Genomic DNA, 20660 nt, shown 5'->3' on the forward strand with positions numbered 1-20660 from the left:
ATGACGATGCCAACCTCACAGTGTCCCTGGCGAATGCAGGTGCATCACATCCGTCAGGAGACGCCGGATGTATGGACAATTGCGCTATTATGCCATGACTACTACCCTTACCGCGCCGGGCAGTATGCGCTGGTGAGCGTGCGCAATTCAGCGGAAACGCTGCGCGCCTACACCCTTTCGTCTACGCCGGGCGTCAGTGAATATATTACGCTGACCGTTCGTCGGATTGACGATGGCACGGGTTCGCAGTGGTTGACCCATGACATCAAGCGCGGCGATTACATCTGGCTGTCTGATGCAATGGGCGATTTTACCTGTGACGATAAAACAGAAGATAAGTTTCTGCTGCTCGCCGCCGGTTGTGGCGTAACGCCAATCATGTCGATGCGTCGCTGGCTGGCGAAATACCGCCCGCAGGCCGACGTGCAGGTCATCTTTAACGTCCGTTCGCCGGATGATGTGATTTTTGCCGACGAGTGGCGACAGTATCCGGTCACGCTAGTGGCGGAAAATCATGCCACGGAAGGTTTTATCGCGGGCCGTCTGACCACGGAATTGTTACAGAGCGTACCGGATTTGGCATCGCGCACCGTGATGACCTGCGGCCCGGCGCCCTATATGGATTTCGTCGAACAGGGAGTGAAAGCGCTTGGCGTAACGCGCTTCTTTAAAGAGAAGTTCTTCACGCCGGTGGCGGAAACGGCAACCAGCGGCCTGAAATTCACCAAGCTACAGCCAGCGCAGGAATTTTATGCCCCGATCGGTACGACGCTGTTGGAGGCGCTGGAGAGTAATAAAGTACCGGTTGCCGCTGCCTGTCGGGCAGGTGTTTGCGGCTGCTGTAAAACCAAAGTCGTTTCCGGCGACTATACGGTGAGTAGCACCATGACGCTGAGCGAGGCGGAGATTGCCGAAGGTTACGTACTGGCCTGCTCCTGCCATCCGCAGGGCGATCTTGTTCTCGCATAATCGGTAAACGTTCCATCATAGGCCCGGTAAGCGTCAGCGCTACCGGGCGATTTGCCGCTCGCTTCATCCTTTCGCCCCTCTCTTCGCCAAAGAAAAACGTCATCGTCATCTTCAACTAAACTTGTAACCGTTATCACATTTAAGGAGATGGAGAACCATGAAACAAACCGTTGCCGCTTTTATCGCCAAAACGCTGGAACAGGCTGGCGTAAAACAAATCTGGGGCGTCACTGGCGACTCCCTGAACGGCCTGAGCGATAGTCTTAATCGTATGGGAACCATTGAATGGATGCCAACCCGTCACGAAGAGGTCGCCGCTTTCGCCGCCGGCGCACAAGCGCAGCTTACCGGCGAGCTGGCAGTGTGCGCCGGTTCATGTGGACCGGGCAACCTGCACCTGATCAATGGCCTGTTTGATTGCCACCGTAACCACGTCCCTGTTCTGGCGATCGCCGCCCATATTCCGTCCAGTGAAATCGGCAGCGGTTATTTCCAAGAGACCCACCCGCAGGAGTTGTTCCGTGAATGCAGCCACTATTGCGAGTTGGTTTCCAGCCCGGAGCAGATCCCGCAGGTACTCGCCATCGCCATGCGCAAAGCGGTGCTAAACCGCGGCGTCTCCGTGGTCGTACTTCCGGGTGACGTGGCGCTGAAACCTGCGCCTGAAAACGCCGTCACTCATTGGTACCATGCCCCGCACCCCGTCGTCACGCCGGCGGAGGAAGAGCTGAAAAAACTGGCGCAACTGCTGCGCTACTCCAGCAATATCGCATTGATGTGCGGTAGCGGCTGCGCGGGCGCGCATGAGGAGTTGGTCGCGTTGGCGGCAAAACTAAAAGCGCCAATCGTTCATGCCCTGCGCGGCAAAGAGCACGTTGAGTACGATAACCCTTATGATGTGGGAATGACCGGCCTGATTGGCTTTTCTTCTGGCTTCCACACCATGATGAACGCCGATACGCTGATCTTGCTCGGCACCCAGTTCCCCTACCGCGCCTTTTATCCGAGCGATGCCAAAATCATTCAGATTGACATCAACCCGGGCAGTATTGGCGCGCACAGCAAAGTCGACATGGCGCTGGTGGGCGATATTAAAGCCACGCTTCGCGCCCTGCTGCCGCTGGTGGAAGAAAAAAGCAATCGTAAATTCCTCGATAAAGCTCTGGAGCACTATCGGGACGCCCGTAAAGGGCTTGATGACTTAGCCAAACTCAGCGATAAAGCCATCCATCCACAATATCTGGCGCAACAAATTAGCCATTTCGCCGCTGACGACGCTATTTTTACCTGCGATGTCGGCACGCCGACCGTCTGGGCGGCCCGCTATCTAAAAATGAACGGCAAGCGCCGCCTGCTGGGCTCGTTTAACCACGGGTCAATGGCCAACGCCATGCCACAGGCGCTCGGCGCTCAGGCCACCGCGCCGGGTCGGCAGGTTATCGCAATGTGCGGTGATGGCGGCTTCAGTATGCTGATGGGCGATTTTCTCTCGGTGGTACAGATGAAGCTGCCGATAAAAATCGTCGTCTTTAATAACAGCGTGCTGGGCTTTGTGGCGATGGAAATGAAAGCCGGCGGCTACCTTACCGACGGTACCGAACTGCACGACACCAATTTCGCGCGTATCGCCGAAGCCTGCGGCATTACCGGTATTCGCGTGGAAAAAGCCGCAGACGTGGACGGAGCGCTACAGCGCGCGTTTTCCATTGACGGCCCGGTACTGGTTGACGTGGTCGTGGCAAAAGAAGAGCTGGCGATCCCGCCGCAGATCAAACTGGAACAAGCGAAAGGCTTTAGCCTGTACATGCTGCGCGCCATTATTAGCGGCCGCGGCGATGAAGTGATCGAACTGGCGAAAACGAACTGGCTAAGGTAAAACAGTGCACATCACCTTTTAAAATCCAGGGATGTGCCATGATTGATTTACGCAGTGATACCGTTACCCGACCGAGCCGTGCCATGCTCGAGGCGATGATGACCGCTCCGGTCGGGGACGACGTATACAGCGATGACCCTACCGTTAACGCCCTTCAGCGCTACGCCGCCGACCTTTCCGGTAAAGAAGCGGCGCTTTTTTTACCCACCGGCACCCAGGCCAATCTGGTCGCGCTGCTTAGCCATTGTGAACGCGGCGAAGAGTATATCGTTGGTCAGGGCGCGCATAATTATCTCTATGAAGCTGGCGGCGCGGCGGTGCTCGGCAGCATTCAGCCGCAGCCCATCGACGCCGCCGCGGACGGTACGCTGCCGCTGGAGAACGTGGCGGCGAAGATTAAAGCGGATGACATCCACTTCGCGCGCACGCGCTTGCTCAGTCTGGAAAATACGCATAACGGGAAAGTGCTGCCGCGCGCGTATCTGAAAGACGCCTGGACATTTACCCGCGAACGTGGACTGGCGCTGCACGTTGACGGCGCCCGAATTTTTAACGCGGTGGTTGCCTACGGCTGTGAGTTAAAAGAGATTACGCAGTATTGCGACTCTTTTACCATCTGCCTGTCAAAAGGTCTCGGAACGCCGGTCGGTTCACTGCTGGTCGGCAACCGCGATTACATTAAATGCGCGACGCGCTGGCGTAAAATGGTCGGCGGCGGAATGCGTCAGGCCGGGATTCTGGCAGCGGCCGGACTGTATGCGCTGAAGCATAACGTGGCGCGTCTGCAAGAGGATCATGATAACGCCGCCTGGCTGGCGCAGCAGCTTCGGGAAGCGGGCGCGGAGGTCATGCGCCACGAAACGAATATGCTGTTTGTTCGCGTTGGCGAAGCACAGGCCGCCGCGCTTGGCGACTATTTGCGGGAACGGAATATCCTGATTAACGCCGCGCCGATTGTGCGTCTGGTGACGCATCTGGATGTCTCTCGCGAACAGCTTACCGACGTCGTCGCCCACTGGCGCGCCTTTTTAGCCCGCTAAGGAGAGCAACGTGGCGCAACGCATTCTGGTTCTCGGCGCCAGCGGCTATATCGGCCAGCACCTGGTCTTTGCGCTAAGTCAGCAAGGGCATCAGGTGCGGGCGGCGGCGCGGCGCGTGGAACGTCTGGAAAAACAGCGCCTCGCCAACGTCAGTTGTCATAAGGTCGATCTGCACTGGCCGGAAAATTTACCCGCGCTGCTTCGCGACATTGATACCGTTTACTATCTGGTACACGGCATGGGCGAAGGCGGCGATTTTATCGCCCATGAGCGTCAGGCGGCGCTCAACGTGCGCGACGCGCTGCGCCAGATGCCGGTTAAACAACTTATTTTCCTCAGTTCATTGCAGGCGCCGACGCATGAGCAATCCGATCACCTGCGCGCCCGCCAGCTTACGGCTGACACGCTGCGCGACGCAGGCGTGCCGGTGACGGAATTACGCGCCGGGATCATCGTCGGCGCAGGCTCCGCCGCCTTCGAAGTCATGCGTGACATGGTTTACAACCTGCCAATACTCACGCCGCCGCGCTGGGTGCGTTCGCGCACCACGCCCATCGCTCTGGAAAATTTACTCTACTACCTGGTCGGCTTACTGGATCACCCTGCGCACGAGCATCGTATTCTGGAAGCCGCCGGGCCGCAGGTATTAAGCTATCAGCAACAGTTTGAACGTTTTATGGCCGTCAGCGGTAAACGGCGTCCGCTGATCCCGGTGCCTTTTCCGACCCGCTGGATTTCGGTCTGGTTTTTAAACGTCATTACCTCCGTGCCGCCAACTACCGCAAAAGCGTTAATCCAGGGATTAAGGCACGATTTGCTGGCCGATGACGCCGCGTTAAAAAAGTTGATCCCCCAAACGCTTATCACCTTTGATGACGCCGTTCGCCGCACGCTGAAAGAAGAAGAAAAACTGGTGAACTCCAGCGACTGGGGCTACGACGCGCTGGCCTTCGCCCGCTGGCGTCCCGAATACGGCTATTTTCCAAAGCAGGCGGGCTTTACCGCGCAGACCCCGGCCAGCCTATCGGCGCTATGGCAGGTCGTAAATCGGCTGGGTGGCAAAGAGGGCTATTTTTTCGGCAATATTTTGTGGCAGACGCGCGCCGCGATGGACCGTCTGGTGGGGCATAAACTGGCGAAAGGCCGCCCGTCGCATACCTTGCTCAAGCCTGGCGATACGGTAGATAGCTGGAAAGTGATCATTGTCGAACCAGAAAAACAGCTCACGCTCTTGTTTGGCATGAAAGCGCCGGGCCTGGGGCGGCTTAGCTTCACGCTGCACGATAAAGGCCGCTACCGCGAAATTGACGTGCGCGCCTGGTGGCATCCACACGGAATGCCGGGCCTGATTTACTGGCTACTGATGATCCCGGCGCACCTGTTTATTTTCCGGGGAATGGCAAGGCGTATTGCCCGACTTGCAGAACAAATCACAGAAAAATGAGAAAAAGTTGCTGTATTCTTTCGCGTTTCCCATTGCATACCGACGTAATTCACGGAAGAATGCGCACGACGGTTTATTAAACACAGTGGATTGATATGAAGGTACTGGTTACCGGCGCCACCAGCGGCTTAGGTCGAAACGCGGTTGAATTTTTGCGCAATAAAGGCATCAGCGTCAGAGCGACGGGTCGCAATGAAGCGATGGGCAAGCTGCTTGAAAAAATGGGCGCGGAATTCGTCCATGCGGATTTAACCGAACTGGTCTCCTCGCAGGCTAAAGTGATGCTCGCCGGGATCGACACGTTGTGGCACTGCTCCAGCTTTACCTCGCCCTGGGGAACCCAACAAGCTTTCGATCTGGCGAATGTTCGCGCCACCCGCCGCCTGGGAGAATGGGCGGTCGCCTGGGGCGTGCGCAATTTTATTCATATCTCCTCTCCCTCACTCTATTTTGATTACCACCATCACCGTGATATCAAAGAGGATTTCCGTCCGCATCGGTTTGCCAATGAGTTCGCCCGCAGTAAAGCCGCCGGCGAAGAGGTGATTAATCTGCTGGCGCAGGCCAATCCGCAAACACGTTTTACGGTGTTGCGTCCGCAAAGCCTGTTTGGCCCGCACGATAAAGTATTTATCCCACGTCTGGCACATATGATGCACCATTACGGTAGCGTCTTATTACCGCACGGGGGCAGCGCGCTGGTCGATATGACCTACTATGAAAATGCGATCCACGCCATGTGGCTGGCCAGCCAGCCGGGCTGCGATCATCTGCCTTCTGGCCGCGCTTATAACATCACTAACGGCGAAAACCGTACCTTACGCAGCATCGTACAAAAGTTAATTGATGAATTGACTATCGATTGCCGCATTCGCTCTGTGCCTTACCCGATGCTGGATATGATCGCCCGCAGTATGGAGCGCTTCGGCAAAAAATCCGCCAAAGAGCCCCCGCTAACGCATTACGGCGTGTCAAAACTGAATTTTGATTTTACGCTCGATACGACTCGCGCGCAGGAAGAGCTGGGCTACCAGCCCATCATCACGCTGGACGAAGGCATTGAGCGCACCGCCGCCTGGCTGCGCGATCACGGAAATTTACCGCGTTAATCCTGGCCGTACTTCTCCAGTAATGCTTCGGCAATCGCCTGCGTTTCGGCATCTGCGATACCGTTCCATTGCGCCGGACGGAAGTGCATCTGGAACGCCATAATCACCCGCTGCTGCTCGCGCGCCGTCATATCGGCTTTGACTTCATAGCCATAGCGCGAGAGTAACGCAAGCACCGTTGCGGTATCGACTGGCGTATACGGCGCGCGTCCAGCCAGATAAAACGCCACACGCTGGGCGTCAGGCCAGGCGCCAATCCCCTGCGCCGCCAGCTCGCGCCACGGGAAGCGCGGGCCGGGATCGTCTTTACGCTGCGGCGCGATATCCGCATGGGCCACCACATTCTGCGGTTTGATGTCATAGCGCGCGATAATATCCTTCGCTAACGGAATCAATGCCTGAATTTGCGCGGATTCAAACGGCGCGAAAGATTTCACCCCGCCGGACATTCGCCAACCGCGATTTTCCAGCTCAATGCCAATAGACGTATCATTGAGACGCGTGGCGCCTCGCCAGAAACTGACGCCCGCATGCCAGGCCTGATCCTGTTCCGGCACCAGTTGCCAGATGCGCGGTTTACCGCCATATAATGGCGGGGTTGCGGGAATCAGGTAATGCGAACTGACGTTGCGACCCGTTAACGTCGCCAGCGAAACGTCAAAGTTTTCCGCCGTATAGTGAATCACCAGGACTTTAATGCGCGGATAGGCCGCCAGCGCCCGATGTCGGGTATCAAGCTGATATCCCTCTTTATCGATAATTCCTTTTTCGCTCGCGCAGCCTGTTAACAGCAACGCGAGACCCACCAGCCACAGTAGCGCTCTCATCGGCGCGTTTTCACCGCCGTTCCGCTGACGCTGACCATCAGCATACTGCCATCCTTACCGACAGTTTCGTAATCAATATCGATGCCTACCACCGCATCGGCGCCCAACGCTTTAGCCTGCTCGCCAAGTTCCTGAAAAGCGATTTCACGCGCTTTACGCAGCTCTTTCTCATACGCGCCGGAACGTCCGCCGACGATATCCCGAATGCCGGCGAAAAAATCGCGGAAAATATTGGCGCCTAAAATGGCTTCGCCCGTCACCACACCGCAATACTCCACGATGCTTTGTCCTTCCAGCGTTGGGGTTGTTGAAAACTGCATAGTGAATCTCCCGGGTTAGCTAAGCACACGATCTCAAACGCATTATCAAGCTGATACGCTATCATTGAAAGGATATAATTGATTATCGTAGATCGGTTTTTGCTCGATCGCCTATAAGGAAATCATCATGCGCTATTCTAAACTCTCTTTGCTCATCCCGTGCGCGCTTCTGCTTAGCGCCTGTACGACCGTCACTCCCGCCTACAAAGATAATGGCCCGCGTATCGGCGCGTGTGTGGAAGGCGGCCCGGACAGCGTGGCTCAACAATTTTACGACTACCGTATTCAACACCACAGCAATGATATCGCCGCGCTTCGCCCCTACTTGAGTGATAACCTGGCGAAATTGTTGACCGACGCCAGCCGCGATACGGAGCACCGCCAGTTGATGAGCGGCGATCTGTTCTCCAGCCGCGCTACGCTGCCGGATAGCGCCAACGTCGCCAGCGCATCAACCATTCCGAACCGAGATGCGCGCAACATTCCTCTGCGGGTAGCGTTAAAACAGGGCGATCAAAGCTGGCAGGATGAAGTGCTTATGATTCACGAAGGCTCATGCTGGGTGATTGACGACGTTCGCTATCTGGGCGGAGATGTCCATGCCCCTGCCGGTACGCTGCGCCAGTCGATAGAAAACCGTTAACAGACAGTATTCCCCCGCTTTTGCACCCATAACCCCGTAAATTGTCTGGCATTCTGCACGGGATGCCGACAATTCTTCTTACCTACTATTCCTCCTGCTATTTTGTGCTATGTTTAGGGAAGAATGTGGGATATATTTAACTTTTAACGCATAAATATTGCATAACTATTCTGCGAAAGGTACTATCTGCGGCTTCAATAGCTATCAGACTGCCTGTATACGAGTGTCAATGAGTATTCAATTAAACGGCATTAATTGCTTTTACGGCGCGCATCAGGCGCTGTTCGATATCACGCTGGATTGCCCCGAAGGCGAAACGCTGGTGTTGCTTGGCCCAAGCGGGGCGGGTAAAAGTTCGCTGCTGCGTGTACTCAATCTGCTTGAGATGCCGCGCTCCGGCACTCTGACTATCGCCGGGAACCATTTTGACTTTACGAAAACGCCGTCCGATAAGGCGATTCGTGAGCTACGTCAAAATGTCGGAATGGTCTTTCAGCAATATAATCTTTGGCCGCATCTCACCGTTGTGCAGAATCTGATTGAAGCGCCCTGCCGCGTACTGGGTCTGACAAAAGATCAGGCGCTGGCGCGTGCAGAAAAGCTGCTGGAGCGTTTACGTCTGAAGCCCTATAGCGATCGCTATCCGTTGCACCTTTCCGGCGGTCAGCAGCAGCGCGTCGCGATTGCCCGCGCGCTGATGATGGAGCCGCAGGTGCTGCTGTTTGATGAACCGACCGCCGCGCTGGACCCGGAAATTACCGCTCAAATCGTCAGTATTATTCATGAGCTGGCGGAAACGAACATTACTCAGGTGATCGTTACGCATGAAGTCGAAGTGGCGCGTAAGACCGCCAGTCGTGTGATTTATATGGAAAATGGTCACATCGTCGAGCACGGTGATGCGGGTTGCTTTGCCCACCCTCAGACCGAAGCGTTCAAAAACTATCTCTCTCACTAAGATTCGGGACAATGACAATGAAAAAAGTTCTGATTGCCGCGCTAATTGCAGGCTTTAGCCTTTCCGCTACAGCAGCCCAGACCATTCGTTTTGCGACCGAAGCGTCCTATCCGCCGTTCGAATCGATGGATGCTAATAACAAGATTGTCGGCTTTGACGTCGACCTGGCCAACGCGCTATGTAAAGAGATCGACGCCTCCTGTACCTTTACCAATCAGGCGTTCGACAGCCTGATCCCCAGCCTGAAATTCCGCCGCTTCGACGCTGTAATGGCGGGAATGGATATCACGCCGGAACGTGAAAAGCAGGTGCTGTTTACCACGCCATATTACGACAACTCCGCGCTGTTCGTGGGTCAGCAGGGCAAATACACCAGCGTTGATCAACTGAAAGGCAAGAAAGTCGGCGTGCAGAACGGTACGACGCACCAGAAATTCATCATGGATAAGCATCCGGAAATCACCACCGTACCGTATGACAGCTATCAGAACGCGAAGCTGGATCTACAAAATGGCCGTATCGACGCTGTTTTCGGCGACACGGCGGTCGTGACCGAATGGCTGAAAGCCAATCCTAAGCTGGCGCCGGTCGGCGATAAAGTCACCGATAAAGATTATTTCGGCACAGGCCTGGGTATCGCGGTACGTCAGGGCAACACCGAGCTGCAGCAGAAATTCAATACTGCGCTGGAAAAAGTGAAGAAAGATGGGACTTACGAGACCATCTATAACAAATGGTTCCAGAAGTAATCTTTGATGAACGAATTTTTTCCTTTAGCAAGCGCCGCCGGGATGACCGTCGGCCTTGCCGTCTGCGCGCTGATCATTGGCCTCGCGTTAGCCATGTTCTTTGCCGTCTGGGAGTCCGTAAAATGGCGCCCGATTGCCTGGATAGGCTCCGCGCTGGTCACTATTTTGCGCGGCCTGCCGGAAATTCTGGTGGTGCTGTTTATCTATTTCGGCTCCTCGCAACTCCTGCTTACGCTGTCTGACGGGTTTACCCTCCATCTCGGCTTTACGCAGATCCCGGTGCAAATGGAGATTGAGAACTTTGACGTCAGTCCGTTCCTGTGCGGCGTGATTGCGTTGTCCCTGCTGTATGCGGCCTATGCGTCGCAGACGCTACGCGGCGCGCTGAAAGCCGTTCCGTCTGGTCAGTGGGAGTCGGGTCAGGCACTGGGATTATCAAAGACGGCGATTTTTTTCCGTCTGGTGATGCCGCAGATGTGGCGTCACGCTCTGCCAGGGCTGGGTAATCAGTGGCTGGTGTTGCTAAAAGATACGGCTCTGGTCAGCCTTATCAGCGTTAACGATCTGATGTTGCAGACCAAAAGTATTGCCACACGCACCCAGGAACCGTTTAACTGGTACATTATTGCGGCGGCTATTTACCTGGTCATTACGCTGATCAGTCAGTACATTCTCAAACGCATAGACCTGCGCGCGACACGTTTTGAGCGGAGGCCGGACTAATGCTTGAGTATTTACCTGAACTGCTAAAAGGGCTACACACCAGCCTGACGCTGACCGTGGCTTCTATTGCCGTCGCTTTGGTGCTGGCGTTAGTTTTTACCATCATCCTGACGCTAAAAACGCCGTTCGTGGTGTGGCTGGTGCGCGGCTATATCACGTTGTTTACCGGTACGCCGTTGTTGGTGCAAATTTTCCTGATCTACTACGGACCCGGTCAATTCCCGACACTGCAAGAGTATCCGCTACTCTGGCATCTACTGTCTGAACCGTGGCTGTGCGCACTGATCGCGTTGTCGCTAAACAGCGCCGCTTATACCACGCAGCTATTTTATGGCGCGATTCGCGCGATTCCGGAAGGTCAGTGGCAGTCCTGCGGCGCGCTGGGGATGAGTAAGAAAGATACGCTGGCGATTTTGTTGCCCTATGCGTTTAAACGCGCCCTCTCCTCCTATTCTAATGAGGTGGTACTGGTCTTCAAAAGTACCTCGCTGGCCTATACCATCACCTTGATGGAAGTCATGGGGTACAGTCAGTTGCTCTATGGTCGTACCTACGATGTGGTGGTATTTGGCGCGGCAGGCGTAATTTACCTGGTCGTCAACGGTCTATTGACGCTGATGATGCGTTTGATTGAGCGTAAAGCTCTGGCGTTTGAGCGGCGCAATTAACCAGGCAGGATAAGGCATTCTCGCCGCCGTTCGACAATGGTCAGATGGCGCTGCGCTTATCAAGCCTACGATGCATAATTTTGAATAAATCTGACGGACAAGTGGTTAACCTGTCCGTCTTTTTTTACCCACCTTAAAATATTTAATCATTTTTATTGCATACAAATTCAATTGATGGCATTGTAAATCTATGCCGCAGACACGGCGCATAATCATAAGATTACGGGAGTGACATCATGAAAAAGTTAGTTCTGGCTGCATTACTCGCCTCTTTCGCCACTGGCAGCATCGCCGCTGAAAAAATCAATTTCGGGGTTTCCGCCACCTATCCCCCGTTTGAATCCCTGGATGCGAGTAATAAAATTGTGGGCTTCGATATCGATCTGGCAACCGCATTATGCAAGCAAATGCAGGCAGAATGTACTTTTACCAATCATGCTTTCGATAGTCTTATCCCGGCGCTGAAATTCAGAAAATATGATGCCGTCATTTCCGGAATGGACATTACCCCGGAGCGCAGTAAGCAGGTCGCCTTTAGCAATCCCTATTATGCGAACTCCGCGCTGGTGATTGCCAAAAAAGACACCTATAAAACCTTTACCGATCTAAAAGGTAAGCGTATCGGTATGGAAAATGGCACCACGCATCAAAAATATCTCCAGGATAAACATCCGGAGGTCAAAACCGTGGCCTACGACAGCTACCAGAATGCGATTATCGACCTGAAAAATGGCCGTATTGACGGCGTCTTTGGCGATACCGCAGTGGTCAATGAGTGGCTGAAAACGAATCCGCAACTGGGTCCGGCAACAGAGAAAGTGACCGATCCGCAATACTTCGGTACCGGACTTGGCATCGCGGTGCGCCCGGACAATAAGGCGTTGCTGGAAAAACTGAATAATGCGCTGGCCGCCATTAAAGCGGACGGCACTTATCAGAAAATTAGCGATCAGTGGTTCCCGCAGTAAGACGTATGTGATTAGCCCACCGTGTTGCGAAATGGCAGTATAAATACCTTATTCAGCCCACGGGCCGCCATCAGGGAACTATCCTGGCCTGATAAGCGCAGCGCCATTGAGCATTCTACAGTTTGTCATCAGTCTCAAACGCCTGCATCAACAGGCGATTCGGACTAATACTTACCGGGTGACGCTAACGCGCACCCGGCTTACAACATTATTACGTTTTTAGACAACATCCAGACCCAGACGGCGATACTGCTCCGCCGGAGCGTCATTTTCTTTCATCAAACGGATAAGTAAGTTAATCATCCTTGCTTCGATGGCCTCATCATGAAGGGGATGTTGCTGCTGCGGATCGTCTCTGAGATCAAACAAGAGATGACCAAAGCTATTAACACCTTTATATTTTTCCCTGGCCGGAATACGTAATACCTGAAGCCCTTTAGTAAAGTTAAACGGAGGTGCCAGAGATAATTTTCCCAGTTCATCCACGTCATAACGCGCATTCATCTTGATCGGCATTAACGTGTAGTTCGCAATGTCATGCTCACGCCCCGGCTGCGCGGCCCGCATATAAACATAGCGTCCGTCGGTAACATTAACATGTCCGCTAAACACGCCAAACAGCGCGCCTTCCCTGACGGGTTCATCACTGGCAATGACTTTCGCCAGCGGTTGGCCCTGCATATCTGCGGGAATAGGTTGCTGAAAATAATCCAGTAGCGTTGGCGCCCAGTCAATCATCTGCACCAGCGACTGCCGTCGCGCTCCGCATACCGCGCTGCGCGGATCCCAGATAAACAGCGGGTTATTCGCCACCTCGTTATAATAGGGCATTTGATTTTTAGCCCACCAACCGTGCTCCCCCAGCAAGAAGCCGTGATCGGTACCGACAATCAGCATCGTATCGCGCCAGAGATCGTGTTCATCCATCAGATCAAGGATACGTCCCAGATTGCGGTCGCACATGGAAACCAGGGCCCGATAACGACAGCGAATATGCGCTATCGCCTCCTCACTTTCACTGACTTTGCCGCGCGGCCAGTCATAATGCGGGCCTTGCCACTCATCGTCATAGAGCGATAAATATTCCTCGGTGGTATAAAACGGCTCATGCGGATCGAACGTCTCAACCTGCAATAACCAGTTATCTTCGGCATGATTTTTATGGATAAAATCGCACCCGGCGGCAAAAACTTTCGTCTGGGGAAAATCGGCTTCCTGCTGGATGTATTCGCGGTTCGCCCAGTCATGACGCCATAGCCCGGAAACGCCGCCTCCGGTTTGTTTTTGTGGAACGCGCAGTACTTCCGGAATGGGCGGCTCGCCAACACTTGCCTTCCAGTGATCGCCCTCCTGACCGCGTACTACGTCCCAGGAGCTATAGCGGTTATGGTAGTTACCGCCGCCGTCTTCCCAGTAATGCAGATGATCGCTGATAAGATGGGTGTAGATCCCCGCTTTTTTCAATAATTCCGGCATGGAATCATCAAAGGGTTCCAGCGGCCCCCACTCACGATGCAGAAAGTTGTAGCGCCCGGTGTGCAGTTCCCGACGGGCTGGCATACAGGGCATACTGCCGACATAACTATTGTCAAAGGTGGCGGCATGTGCCGCCAGGCGTTGAAAGTTAGGCGCTTTCGTTAGCAAATCACCATAGGGCGGCAAATAGTTTTTATTCAGACTGTCAAACAGCAGAATAATCGCTTTCATGACTCACCCTCATTTGTTGAGCAGGTGCGGAAAATTTTTCTCTACCACATCGTAAATCTGTTTACCTATTGATTCGCCATCCATGATATTTTCAATGGGAATGAGATATTGTCCGTGTTTAGGATCGAGGCTAACAACATCAAGCAATTTTTTCGAAATCGCATAAATATCTGCCCAGTCGGTAAATCCACCGACCTCTCCCGCTGCCGTATGCTCCATATCAAAAGAGAAGTCATATTTTGCTAACGCTTTTTTAACAACAGTCTGTAACATTACGCTACTGCCTACACCATAACCGCATACGAATAAAATATTTACAGAATCTTTCATAATAAAATCCTTTATATAAACCGAATCAATTAAATGGAATAAGGACCAAGATGGAACGTTGAAGCAATAAATTTCAGTAATTCACAAATTGCAGGCCACAGAGTCGCCCAGTCAAATATTCCCGTCCAGCCCACACCTTCTTTTGCCAGCCCGGTTAAAGGAATGGCCCATACCGTACCGAAAGTCTGAATAATCCCTAACAGGAAAGTACAAATAATAACGGAACGATATCCCCCCATTCGGTTGGCTAATACGCCGATGGGACCGCCGGAAAAGAAGAGCGGAACAAAACCAGGCAGTACCATAATAGGGCTATGGATGAGCAGCAGAATGCCCATGGAAAAAATCGTGCCGAAGGTACAAAAGACGAATCCCAGCGTGGCCGCGTTAGGCGAAAAAGGTAATAAAGCAGCAACATCCACAGCCGGTATGGCGTTAGGAATAAAGCGATCCTGCCATCCTTTAAACGAACCGTTAATTTCACCAACCATCATCCGCACGCCCTGCAGCAAGATGACCATATACATAGAGAATTGCAGGCCCAGATTGATGATATAGATATACCAGGGTTTGCCTTTCGCCATTAACTGTACGTTATCGATCCCTGTCGCCAATAGAAAACCGCCAACGAAGAGCGTCATCACAATGGCGATTGCCGTCACGTTGTGGTTAAAAATGGCTAACCAACCGGGAAGTTTCAGGTTTTCGGCGTCATGCTTTTCCGGATCGCCGAATTTATGCGCGAATTTCGAGAAAAACCACAGTCCCAGCATCTGGTTATGCGCAATGGTAAAACCGGCGTTATTGGTCACTTTGGCGATGGGTTTAACAATAAGCGTAGTTGAAAACGCCCAAAAGACCCCGGTCAATACCCCGGCAATTACAATGGATTGTACCCAACCGAACCCCAGCCAGAAGACGATTAACCACAGTACTGCCTGTGAATGAGAGACCCCGGTATTACCGGTAAGAAATATACCTTTTGCGCCGGTATAACGGCCAAATAAAACTAATAACAGGTTAGTAAAAAACGCCAGTACAAAAACGTATCCTACATAGCCGAAATTATCGCCCAGCGCTATTTGCGTCGCGGCTTTCATGGCGTATGAATCCATTAAGTATCCATGCACGCCATAAGCCTTGCTGACTGCCTCTGCAACCGGTTTAAAAGTGGCTGAAAATTGAAAGCCGCCAAATAACACCATCATCAAACCGACCATCGCGCTGATCATACCGGTGATAATTTTTATAGGCGTCTTTTTATCCAGCGCATAGCCAACACCGACTAATATCCCAATTAATATTGCCGGTTCAGTTAAAAACGTTTGAATAACATCTATAAATTTGGCAAACATCGTCTGAACGCCCTCCATAAGCGTGCCTATTCGTTGTCATGATTGACCCCTTTACTGACGTTACGTATTGCTTCGCTGATGCTATTGAAAGTTACCCGATAAACCACCTTGTCTAATTTTGCCTTACACGCACTGTAATAATCAAAATTAGTCATTAAAAGATTTAAAGTGATTATTTGTGATTTGATTTGCAAAAATAGGGTAATATATAACCATGATCGATCGGAGTTTTTTATCGATCGATCATGGTTATTATTATTTATGGATAATTAGATAGTTAATATAGATATTTGGTATGTCTGGCTTTTGGCGCTACAGCCTGCGCAGTAACGCTAAAACCTCATAATGCGCGGTATGCGGGAACATATCGAAAAGCTGAACACGTTGAATACGGTAGTTCGGCAGATGACGAATATCCTGCGCCATCGTCTGCGCGTTACAGCTTGAATAAATGATAAAACGCGGCGCCATTTGTGCAAGGTAATCGCACAACGGCTTGCCAATGCCGCGGCGGGGAGGATTCACCAATACCAGGTCGGGCGTTTCGCCTTGTGCGGTGGCGAATTGGGTGGAATCCAGCGCCTGGAAATGAAGGCGGGTCAATCCCAGCTCGGCAGCGGATTGCTTCGCGCAGGCAATCGCCTCCGGCGCGATCTCAATACCGGTTAATTGCATCTGCGGCGTCGCGCAGTGCAGGCCGAATCCGCCCACTCCGCAAAAAAGATCCCACATATGGCGTACCGGCAGTTGTCCTACCCAATCGCGCGCCGTTGCATATAATCGGCTGGCGACCGTAGGGTTGGTCTGAAAGAAACTTTGCGGGCGAATCCACAGCGGCACATCGTTAAAACGTTCCGCCAGCGCCTGCTGATCCGTCAGGTAGATTTCCGTCTCCCCTTCCATAATCGCCATATGTACCGGCTGGATATTTGCGGTGATCACTCTGAGCTGCGGCAGTTGCGCGCGCAGCCACGGTAACGCCGCGCGCAGTTGCGTAAGTTTGGTTTCTGAACGCAACACGAAGCGTAGCATCATACCGCCATCGAACTGGCTTTCCGTCAGCAACAGGTATTTCAGTTCGCCGCGTTTTCGCGCCACGTTATAAGGCGTGAGTCCGGCACGGGCAATAAAAGGTTTTAGCGCGCTGAATACGGGGGCAAAGGAGGCGGGATACAGCGGGCAGCCGCAAAGATCGACCGGCGTACCGTCGCGATGCAGCATCCCGAAGAGCGGTTTTTCTACACTACCGCTCACGACCATTTTCGCTTTGTTGCGGAAATGCTGTTCCGGGCCGCCAATCGGCGCGCACCACTGTTCAACAGGCAGCCCGGCGAGCAAACGATGTAAATCGGCTGTTTTTGCGGAAAGTTGTTCGTTAACCGACTGCGTAATCCATTGACAGGAACGGCAGCGACCCGCGTCATAGAGTGCGCACTGCATACCAAAAAACCTTCATATTATCCGGGGCGACGATTATACACATTATTGCAGCCGGAAGAACCGACGGCTGGGAGCGGGAATAAACAGCAGAAACAGAATTAAAAGATCGGGGAGTTTTTGCATGACCAGGGAATGCAGGATATCACGCTTCGATTCTCCCGCGATGCTAAACAACTCCGGATATCCGTAGCCTAACGACGCCGCCCACAGATATCCGCTCACAATAATTTGTGTCGCCAGGTACACCCAGCGCGCCCAGCTACGGCCTTTCACCAGCGAAAACGCACAATAAATTTCAACAAAGACCAGCACTAAGCTGGCCAGAAAGACCAGGGTTAAGCTCCACGTCTGCACGCTGCGATGAATAAACTCGCCCATCCCGCGTATGCCGAGGGTATTCATAATCATCAGCACATCGAGACCGCGAATCAAAATAATCGCCATAGCCGCAACCTGCACCAGCGTAGGCACATTTAAACGGGCATGTGATGAGGTTGATTGCTTTATAAATCCCAATGAATGTCTTCCCTGAAAATGATGCCGCGACCCGCGCGGCAACGCATTGCCATAGTGGAAGATTTTAGTGGCTTCAGCCGCGTCTTGCACGCTGGATATCGCGAATCCGCTGTTTTTCCGCTCGCGCCATCAGGTACCAGGCAATAAATCCGACGATTCCTACCACGCCGAGGATTAACGTCGCCAGCGCGTTGATTTCCGGGTTCACGCCCATGCGCACGCTGGAGAAAACCAGCATCGGTAGCGTGGTGGCGCCGGGACCGGAAACGAAGCTGGCAATCACCAGATCGTCAAGGGAAAGCGTAAAGGCCAACAGCCAGCCCGAGATCACCGCTGGCATGATCATCGGTAACGTAATGACGAAAAAGACCTTCAACGGCGCCGCGCCAAGATCCATCGCCGCCTCTTCAATCGAACGATCCAGTTCGCGTAATCGCGAAGCGATCACCACTGCCACATAGGCGGTACAGAAAGTGACGTGCGCCAACCAGATGGTCAGCATCCCGCGATCGGAGGGCCAGCCGATAGCATGACCGAGCGCGACAAACAGCAGCAGCAGCGACAGCCCGGTAATCACATCCGGCATCACCAGCGGCGCGGTGATCATAAACGCAAAGCCGTTTGCGCCGCGAAATCGTCCAAATCGCACCATCACCACCGCGGCGATAGTACCGAGCACCACCGCCATCGTCGCCGCGCAGGCGGCAATTGTCAGGCTTAGTCCCACTGCGCTCATCATGGCGGTATCCCGAAAGAGCTCGCCATACCAACGCGTCGACCATCCCGCCCACACCGTCACCAGCTTCGAACTGTTAAACGAGTAAATCACCAACATTAACATCGGCGCATAGAGAAAAGTAAACCCCAGCACCAGAATCAGAATGCGCCAGGGCGAGCGAGCGACCGGTAAGTTATTCATCCATGCTCCCCCACACTTTTTTGCTGATGTTTATGGAACCACATGATCGGTACTATCAGCAGCAGCAACATAATAATGGCGACCGCAGAAGCAACCGGCCAGTCGCGGTTATTGAAAAACTCCTGCCACAGGACGCGACCAATCATGATACTGTCCGGCCCGCCAAGCAGTTCCGGGATCACAAACTCGCCCACCGCCGGGATAAAAACCAGCATCGAGCCGGCGATGATTCCGCCTTTGGTGAGCGGGACAATGATGCTAAAAAATGTTTTCAGCGGTCGGGCGCCGAGATCCAGCGACGCTTCCACCAGCGAATAATCAATACGCGTTAATGCGGTATAAATGGGCAGAACCATAAACGGCAGATACGCATAAACAATGCCGATATAGACGGCCAGGTTAGTGTGCAGGATCGTCAGCGGCTGATCGATAACCCCTAGCCACAGCAACACATTGTTCAGCACACCGTTGTTTTTCAAAATGCCCATCCAGGCATAGACGCGTATTAAAAAAGACGTCCACGAGGGCAGGATCACCAACAGCAGCAGGATATTGCGCGTGGAGGGCTTGCTGTGCGCCACCGCCCACGCCAGCGGGTAGCCCAGCAGCAGGCAGCAGATTGTGGAAATACCGGCAATTTGTAACGATTGCAGATAGGCTTCGAAATAAAGCGGATCGTCGGTCAGTTGCAAAAAATTACCGAGATTGAGCGTAATCGACAACTGACCGTCAGCCCATTCCAGCAGATCGGTATACGGCGGGATCGCCCGCGCCATTTCCGCCAGGCTTATCTTAAAGACGATAAGAAACGGCAATAAAAACAGCAGAATGAGCCAGATATAAGGCAAAGCAATAACCAGCTTACGCCCATGTTTCATTTGCATTCGCGCCAACCATAGCGCCGCGCCGCCAGGTTTACTGATGCGTGCCGGAGGTTCAAGTGTGCTCATGTTTCCCCCTTATACCGTCAGGACCACGCAGCTATCCGCTTCCCAGCACAAACGCACTTCATCGCCCCAGGTCGGTAACCCTTTCCGGTAACGGTGCGCATTCTGCAGTTGAGCGCTGATCATCTGCCCGCTTTTTAGCCGCACATGATAAATAGACAGATCGCCGAGATACGCAATATGCGCCACTTCGCCGACGGCGAAATTATAGCCATCGGCAGGCGGCGACTCACACAGCATGATTTTTTCCGGACGTAGCGCCACATATACCGGCACATTATCAACGACAGAGGCATCTGCATCGACTTTTAACGGATGAACCAAACCGGGCGCGTCAATGACCAGACCGTCCTCCTCACGCGCTTTCAGTAAGCCCTCAAAAACATTTACCGACCCGATAAATTCGGCGCTGTAGCGGGTCGTCGGATGCTCGTAAATCTCCTCCGGTTCGCCAATTTGCACAAATTTTCCACGGTTCATGATGGCAATGCGCCCCGCCATCGTCATGGCTTCTTCCTGATCGTGCGTCACCATGACGCAGGTCACGCCGACGCGCTCAAGGATATCCACCACTTCCAGCTGCATCCGGTCGCGTAATTTTTTATCCAGCGCGCCCATCGGTTCATCCAACAAGAGCAGCTTAGGACGTTTCGCCAGGCTGCGCGCCAGGGCCACGCGCTGACGCTGACCGCCGGAAAGCTGATGCGGCTTACGTTTCGCAAACTCCTGCATGTGCACCAGACCCAGCATCTCATTGACGCGGCTGGTAATCTCCGCCTTCGGCAGTTTGTCCTGCTTCAGACCAAAAGCGATGTTCTGCTCTACCGTCATATGCGGAAACAACGCATAGGACTGAAACATCATATTAATCGGACGCTGATACGGCGGAACATGCGCCAGATCGACGCCGTCGAGCATAATTTGCCCGCTGCTCGGCGGTTCAAAACCTGCCAGCATCCGTAGCAGAGTCGATTTTCCACAACCTGACGCGCCCAGCAGGGCAAAAATCTCGCCTTTATAGATAGTCAGACTGACATCATCGACAGCATGTTGCCCGTCGAATGACTTCGTCAGGTTGCGAATTTCCAGAAGCGGCGTCAGCGCTTTACGGGTTTTCACCTGCGGGCGGTGGGGGACATCATTCACAAGGCG

General features: G+C 53.3%; 21 protein-coding genes. 11 read left to right on the forward strand and 10 right to left on the reverse strand.

Annotation, left to right across the window (positions count from 1 at the left end; translation table 11 throughout):
- The 5 genes from hcr to J4613_RS09950 all read left to right on the forward strand — a co-directional run bounded on the left by hcr (position 1) and on the right by J4613_RS09950 (position 6438).
- Positions 1–969 carry an NADH oxidoreductase gene (gene hcr, locus J4613_RS09930; RefSeq protein ID WP_001669316.1) on the forward strand — a complete coding sequence of 323 codons (969 nt, stop codon included), beginning with the start codon at positions 1–3 and terminating at the stop codon, positions 967–969.
- Positions 970–1126: 157 nt separating this feature from the next.
- Complete coding sequence (gene poxB, locus J4613_RS09935; protein ID WP_000815309.1) at positions 1127–2845, forward strand: ubiquinone-dependent pyruvate dehydrogenase; 1719 nt, start codon at positions 1127–1129, stop codon at positions 2843–2845.
- Positions 2846–2883: 38 nt separating this feature from the next.
- Positions 2884–3885: a low-specificity L-threonine aldolase gene (gene ltaE / locus J4613_RS09940; protein WP_052934560.1), complete on the forward strand. Its 1002-nt coding sequence runs from the start codon at positions 2884–2886 to the stop codon at positions 3883–3885.
- A 10-nt stretch (positions 3886–3895) separates the two neighbouring features.
- Positions 3896–5329 carry an SDR family oxidoreductase gene (locus J4613_RS09945; RefSeq protein WP_050068290.1) on the forward strand — a complete coding sequence of 478 codons (1434 nt, stop codon included), beginning with the start codon at positions 3896–3898 and terminating at the stop codon, positions 5327–5329.
- 95 nt (positions 5330–5424) lie between these two features.
- Positions 5425–6438: an NAD(P)-dependent oxidoreductase gene (locus J4613_RS09950; protein WP_000866905.1), complete on the forward strand. Its 1014-nt coding sequence runs from the start codon at positions 5425–5427 to the stop codon at positions 6436–6438.
- Here the strand turns inward: J4613_RS09950 and J4613_RS09955 are convergent.
- On the reverse strand, positions 6435–7265 hold the full coding sequence (locus J4613_RS09955) for an N-acetylmuramoyl-L-alanine amidase (RefSeq protein ID WP_111742396.1): 831 nt from the start codon (positions 7263–7265) through the stop codon (positions 6435–6437). The genes J4613_RS09950 and J4613_RS09955 overlap by 4 nt on opposite strands.
- Positions 7262–7585 carry a heavy metal-binding domain-containing protein gene (locus tag J4613_RS09960; protein WP_001160725.1) on the reverse strand — a complete coding sequence of 108 codons (324 nt, stop codon included), beginning with the start codon at positions 7583–7585 and terminating at the stop codon, positions 7262–7264. The genes J4613_RS09955 and J4613_RS09960 overlap by 4 nt, the downstream gene beginning before the upstream one ends.
- 127 nt (positions 7586–7712) lie before the next feature.
- Between J4613_RS09960 and J4613_RS09965 the strand changes: the two genes are divergently transcribed.
- The 6 genes from J4613_RS09965 to artJ all read left to right on the forward strand — a co-directional run bounded on the left by J4613_RS09965 (position 7713) and on the right by artJ (position 12294).
- Positions 7713–8228, forward strand: coding sequence for a lipoprotein (locus tag J4613_RS09965; RefSeq protein ID WP_001270724.1), 516 nt, complete (start codon positions 7713–7715; stop codon positions 8226–8228).
- Positions 8229–8457: 229 nt separating this feature from the next.
- On the forward strand, positions 8458–9186 hold the full coding sequence (gene artP, locus J4613_RS09970) for an arginine ABC transporter ATP-binding protein ArtP (RefSeq protein WP_000027186.1): 729 nt from the start codon (positions 8458–8460) through the stop codon (positions 9184–9186).
- Between the two features lie 17 nt (positions 9187–9203).
- Positions 9204–9935, forward strand: coding sequence for an arginine ABC transporter substrate-binding protein ArtI (gene artI / locus J4613_RS09975; protein WP_000756586.1), 732 nt, complete (start codon positions 9204–9206; stop codon positions 9933–9935).
- A gap of 6 nt (positions 9936–9941) precedes the next feature.
- Positions 9942–10658, forward strand: coding sequence for an arginine ABC transporter permease ArtQ (gene artQ / locus J4613_RS09980; RefSeq protein WP_001001677.1), 717 nt, complete (start codon positions 9942–9944; stop codon positions 10656–10658).
- Positions 10658–11326 (forward strand): arginine ABC transporter permease ArtM, encoded by a 669-nt coding sequence (gene artM, locus J4613_RS09985; protein WP_000895396.1) that lies wholly within the window; start codon positions 10658–10660, stop codon positions 11324–11326. Before artQ ends, artM begins: the two co-directional genes overlap by 1 nt.
- A gap of 236 nt (positions 11327–11562) precedes the next feature.
- Positions 11563–12294 carry an arginine ABC transporter substrate-binding protein ArtJ gene (artJ, locus tag J4613_RS09990; RefSeq protein ID WP_000737538.1) on the forward strand — a complete coding sequence of 244 codons (732 nt, stop codon included), beginning with the start codon at positions 11563–11565 and terminating at the stop codon, positions 12292–12294.
- A gap of 219 nt (positions 12295–12513) precedes the next feature.
- Here artJ and J4613_RS09995 read toward each other — a convergent pair whose 3' ends face one another.
- The 8 genes from J4613_RS09995 to potG form a co-directional block, all read right to left on the reverse strand.
- Positions 12514–14001, reverse strand: coding sequence for a sulfatase (locus tag J4613_RS09995; RefSeq protein WP_111742397.1), 1488 nt, complete (start codon positions 13999–14001; stop codon positions 12514–12516).
- A gap of 9 nt (positions 14002–14010) precedes the next feature.
- Positions 14011–14331: a PTS sugar transporter subunit IIB gene (locus J4613_RS10000; protein ID WP_000655399.1), complete on the reverse strand. Its 321-nt coding sequence runs from the start codon at positions 14329–14331 to the stop codon at positions 14011–14013.
- Between the two features lie 29 nt (positions 14332–14360).
- Positions 14361–15704: a PTS sugar transporter subunit IIC gene (locus J4613_RS10005; protein WP_000399323.1), complete on the reverse strand. Its 1344-nt coding sequence runs from the start codon at positions 15702–15704 to the stop codon at positions 14361–14363.
- 294 nt (positions 15705–15998) lie between these two features.
- Positions 15999–17126: a 23S rRNA (uracil(747)-C(5))-methyltransferase RlmC gene (rlmC, locus tag J4613_RS10010; RefSeq protein ID WP_001149775.1), complete on the reverse strand. Its 1128-nt coding sequence runs from the start codon at positions 17124–17126 to the stop codon at positions 15999–16001.
- A 42-nt stretch (positions 17127–17168) separates the two neighbouring features.
- Positions 17169–17642: a YbjO family protein gene (locus tag J4613_RS10015; protein WP_000505788.1), complete on the reverse strand. Its 474-nt coding sequence runs from the start codon at positions 17640–17642 to the stop codon at positions 17169–17171.
- Positions 17643–17715: 73 nt separating this feature from the next.
- Positions 17716–18561, reverse strand: coding sequence for a putrescine ABC transporter permease PotI (gene potI, locus J4613_RS10020; protein WP_001528847.1), 846 nt, complete (start codon positions 18559–18561; stop codon positions 17716–17718).
- On the reverse strand, positions 18558–19511 hold the full coding sequence (potH, locus tag J4613_RS10025) for a putrescine ABC transporter permease PotH (RefSeq protein WP_000105453.1): 954 nt from the start codon (positions 19509–19511) through the stop codon (positions 18558–18560). The genes potI and potH overlap by 4 nt, the downstream gene beginning before the upstream one ends.
- Before the next feature lie 9 nt (positions 19512–19520).
- The gene (gene potG / locus J4613_RS10030) at positions 19521–20654 is read right to left on the reverse strand and encodes a putrescine ABC transporter ATP-binding subunit PotG (protein ID WP_001000698.1); all 1134 of its coding nucleotides are present in this window, start codon (positions 20652–20654) and stop codon (positions 19521–19523) included.
- Positions 20655–20660: the final 6 nt, after the last annotated feature.

Origin of the sequence: Salmonella sp. 32020114201800008SM, from assembly GCF_017572025.1 — a bacterium.
Taxonomy (GTDB): Bacteria; Pseudomonadota; Gammaproteobacteria; order Enterobacterales; family Enterobacteriaceae; genus Salmonella; species Salmonella enterica.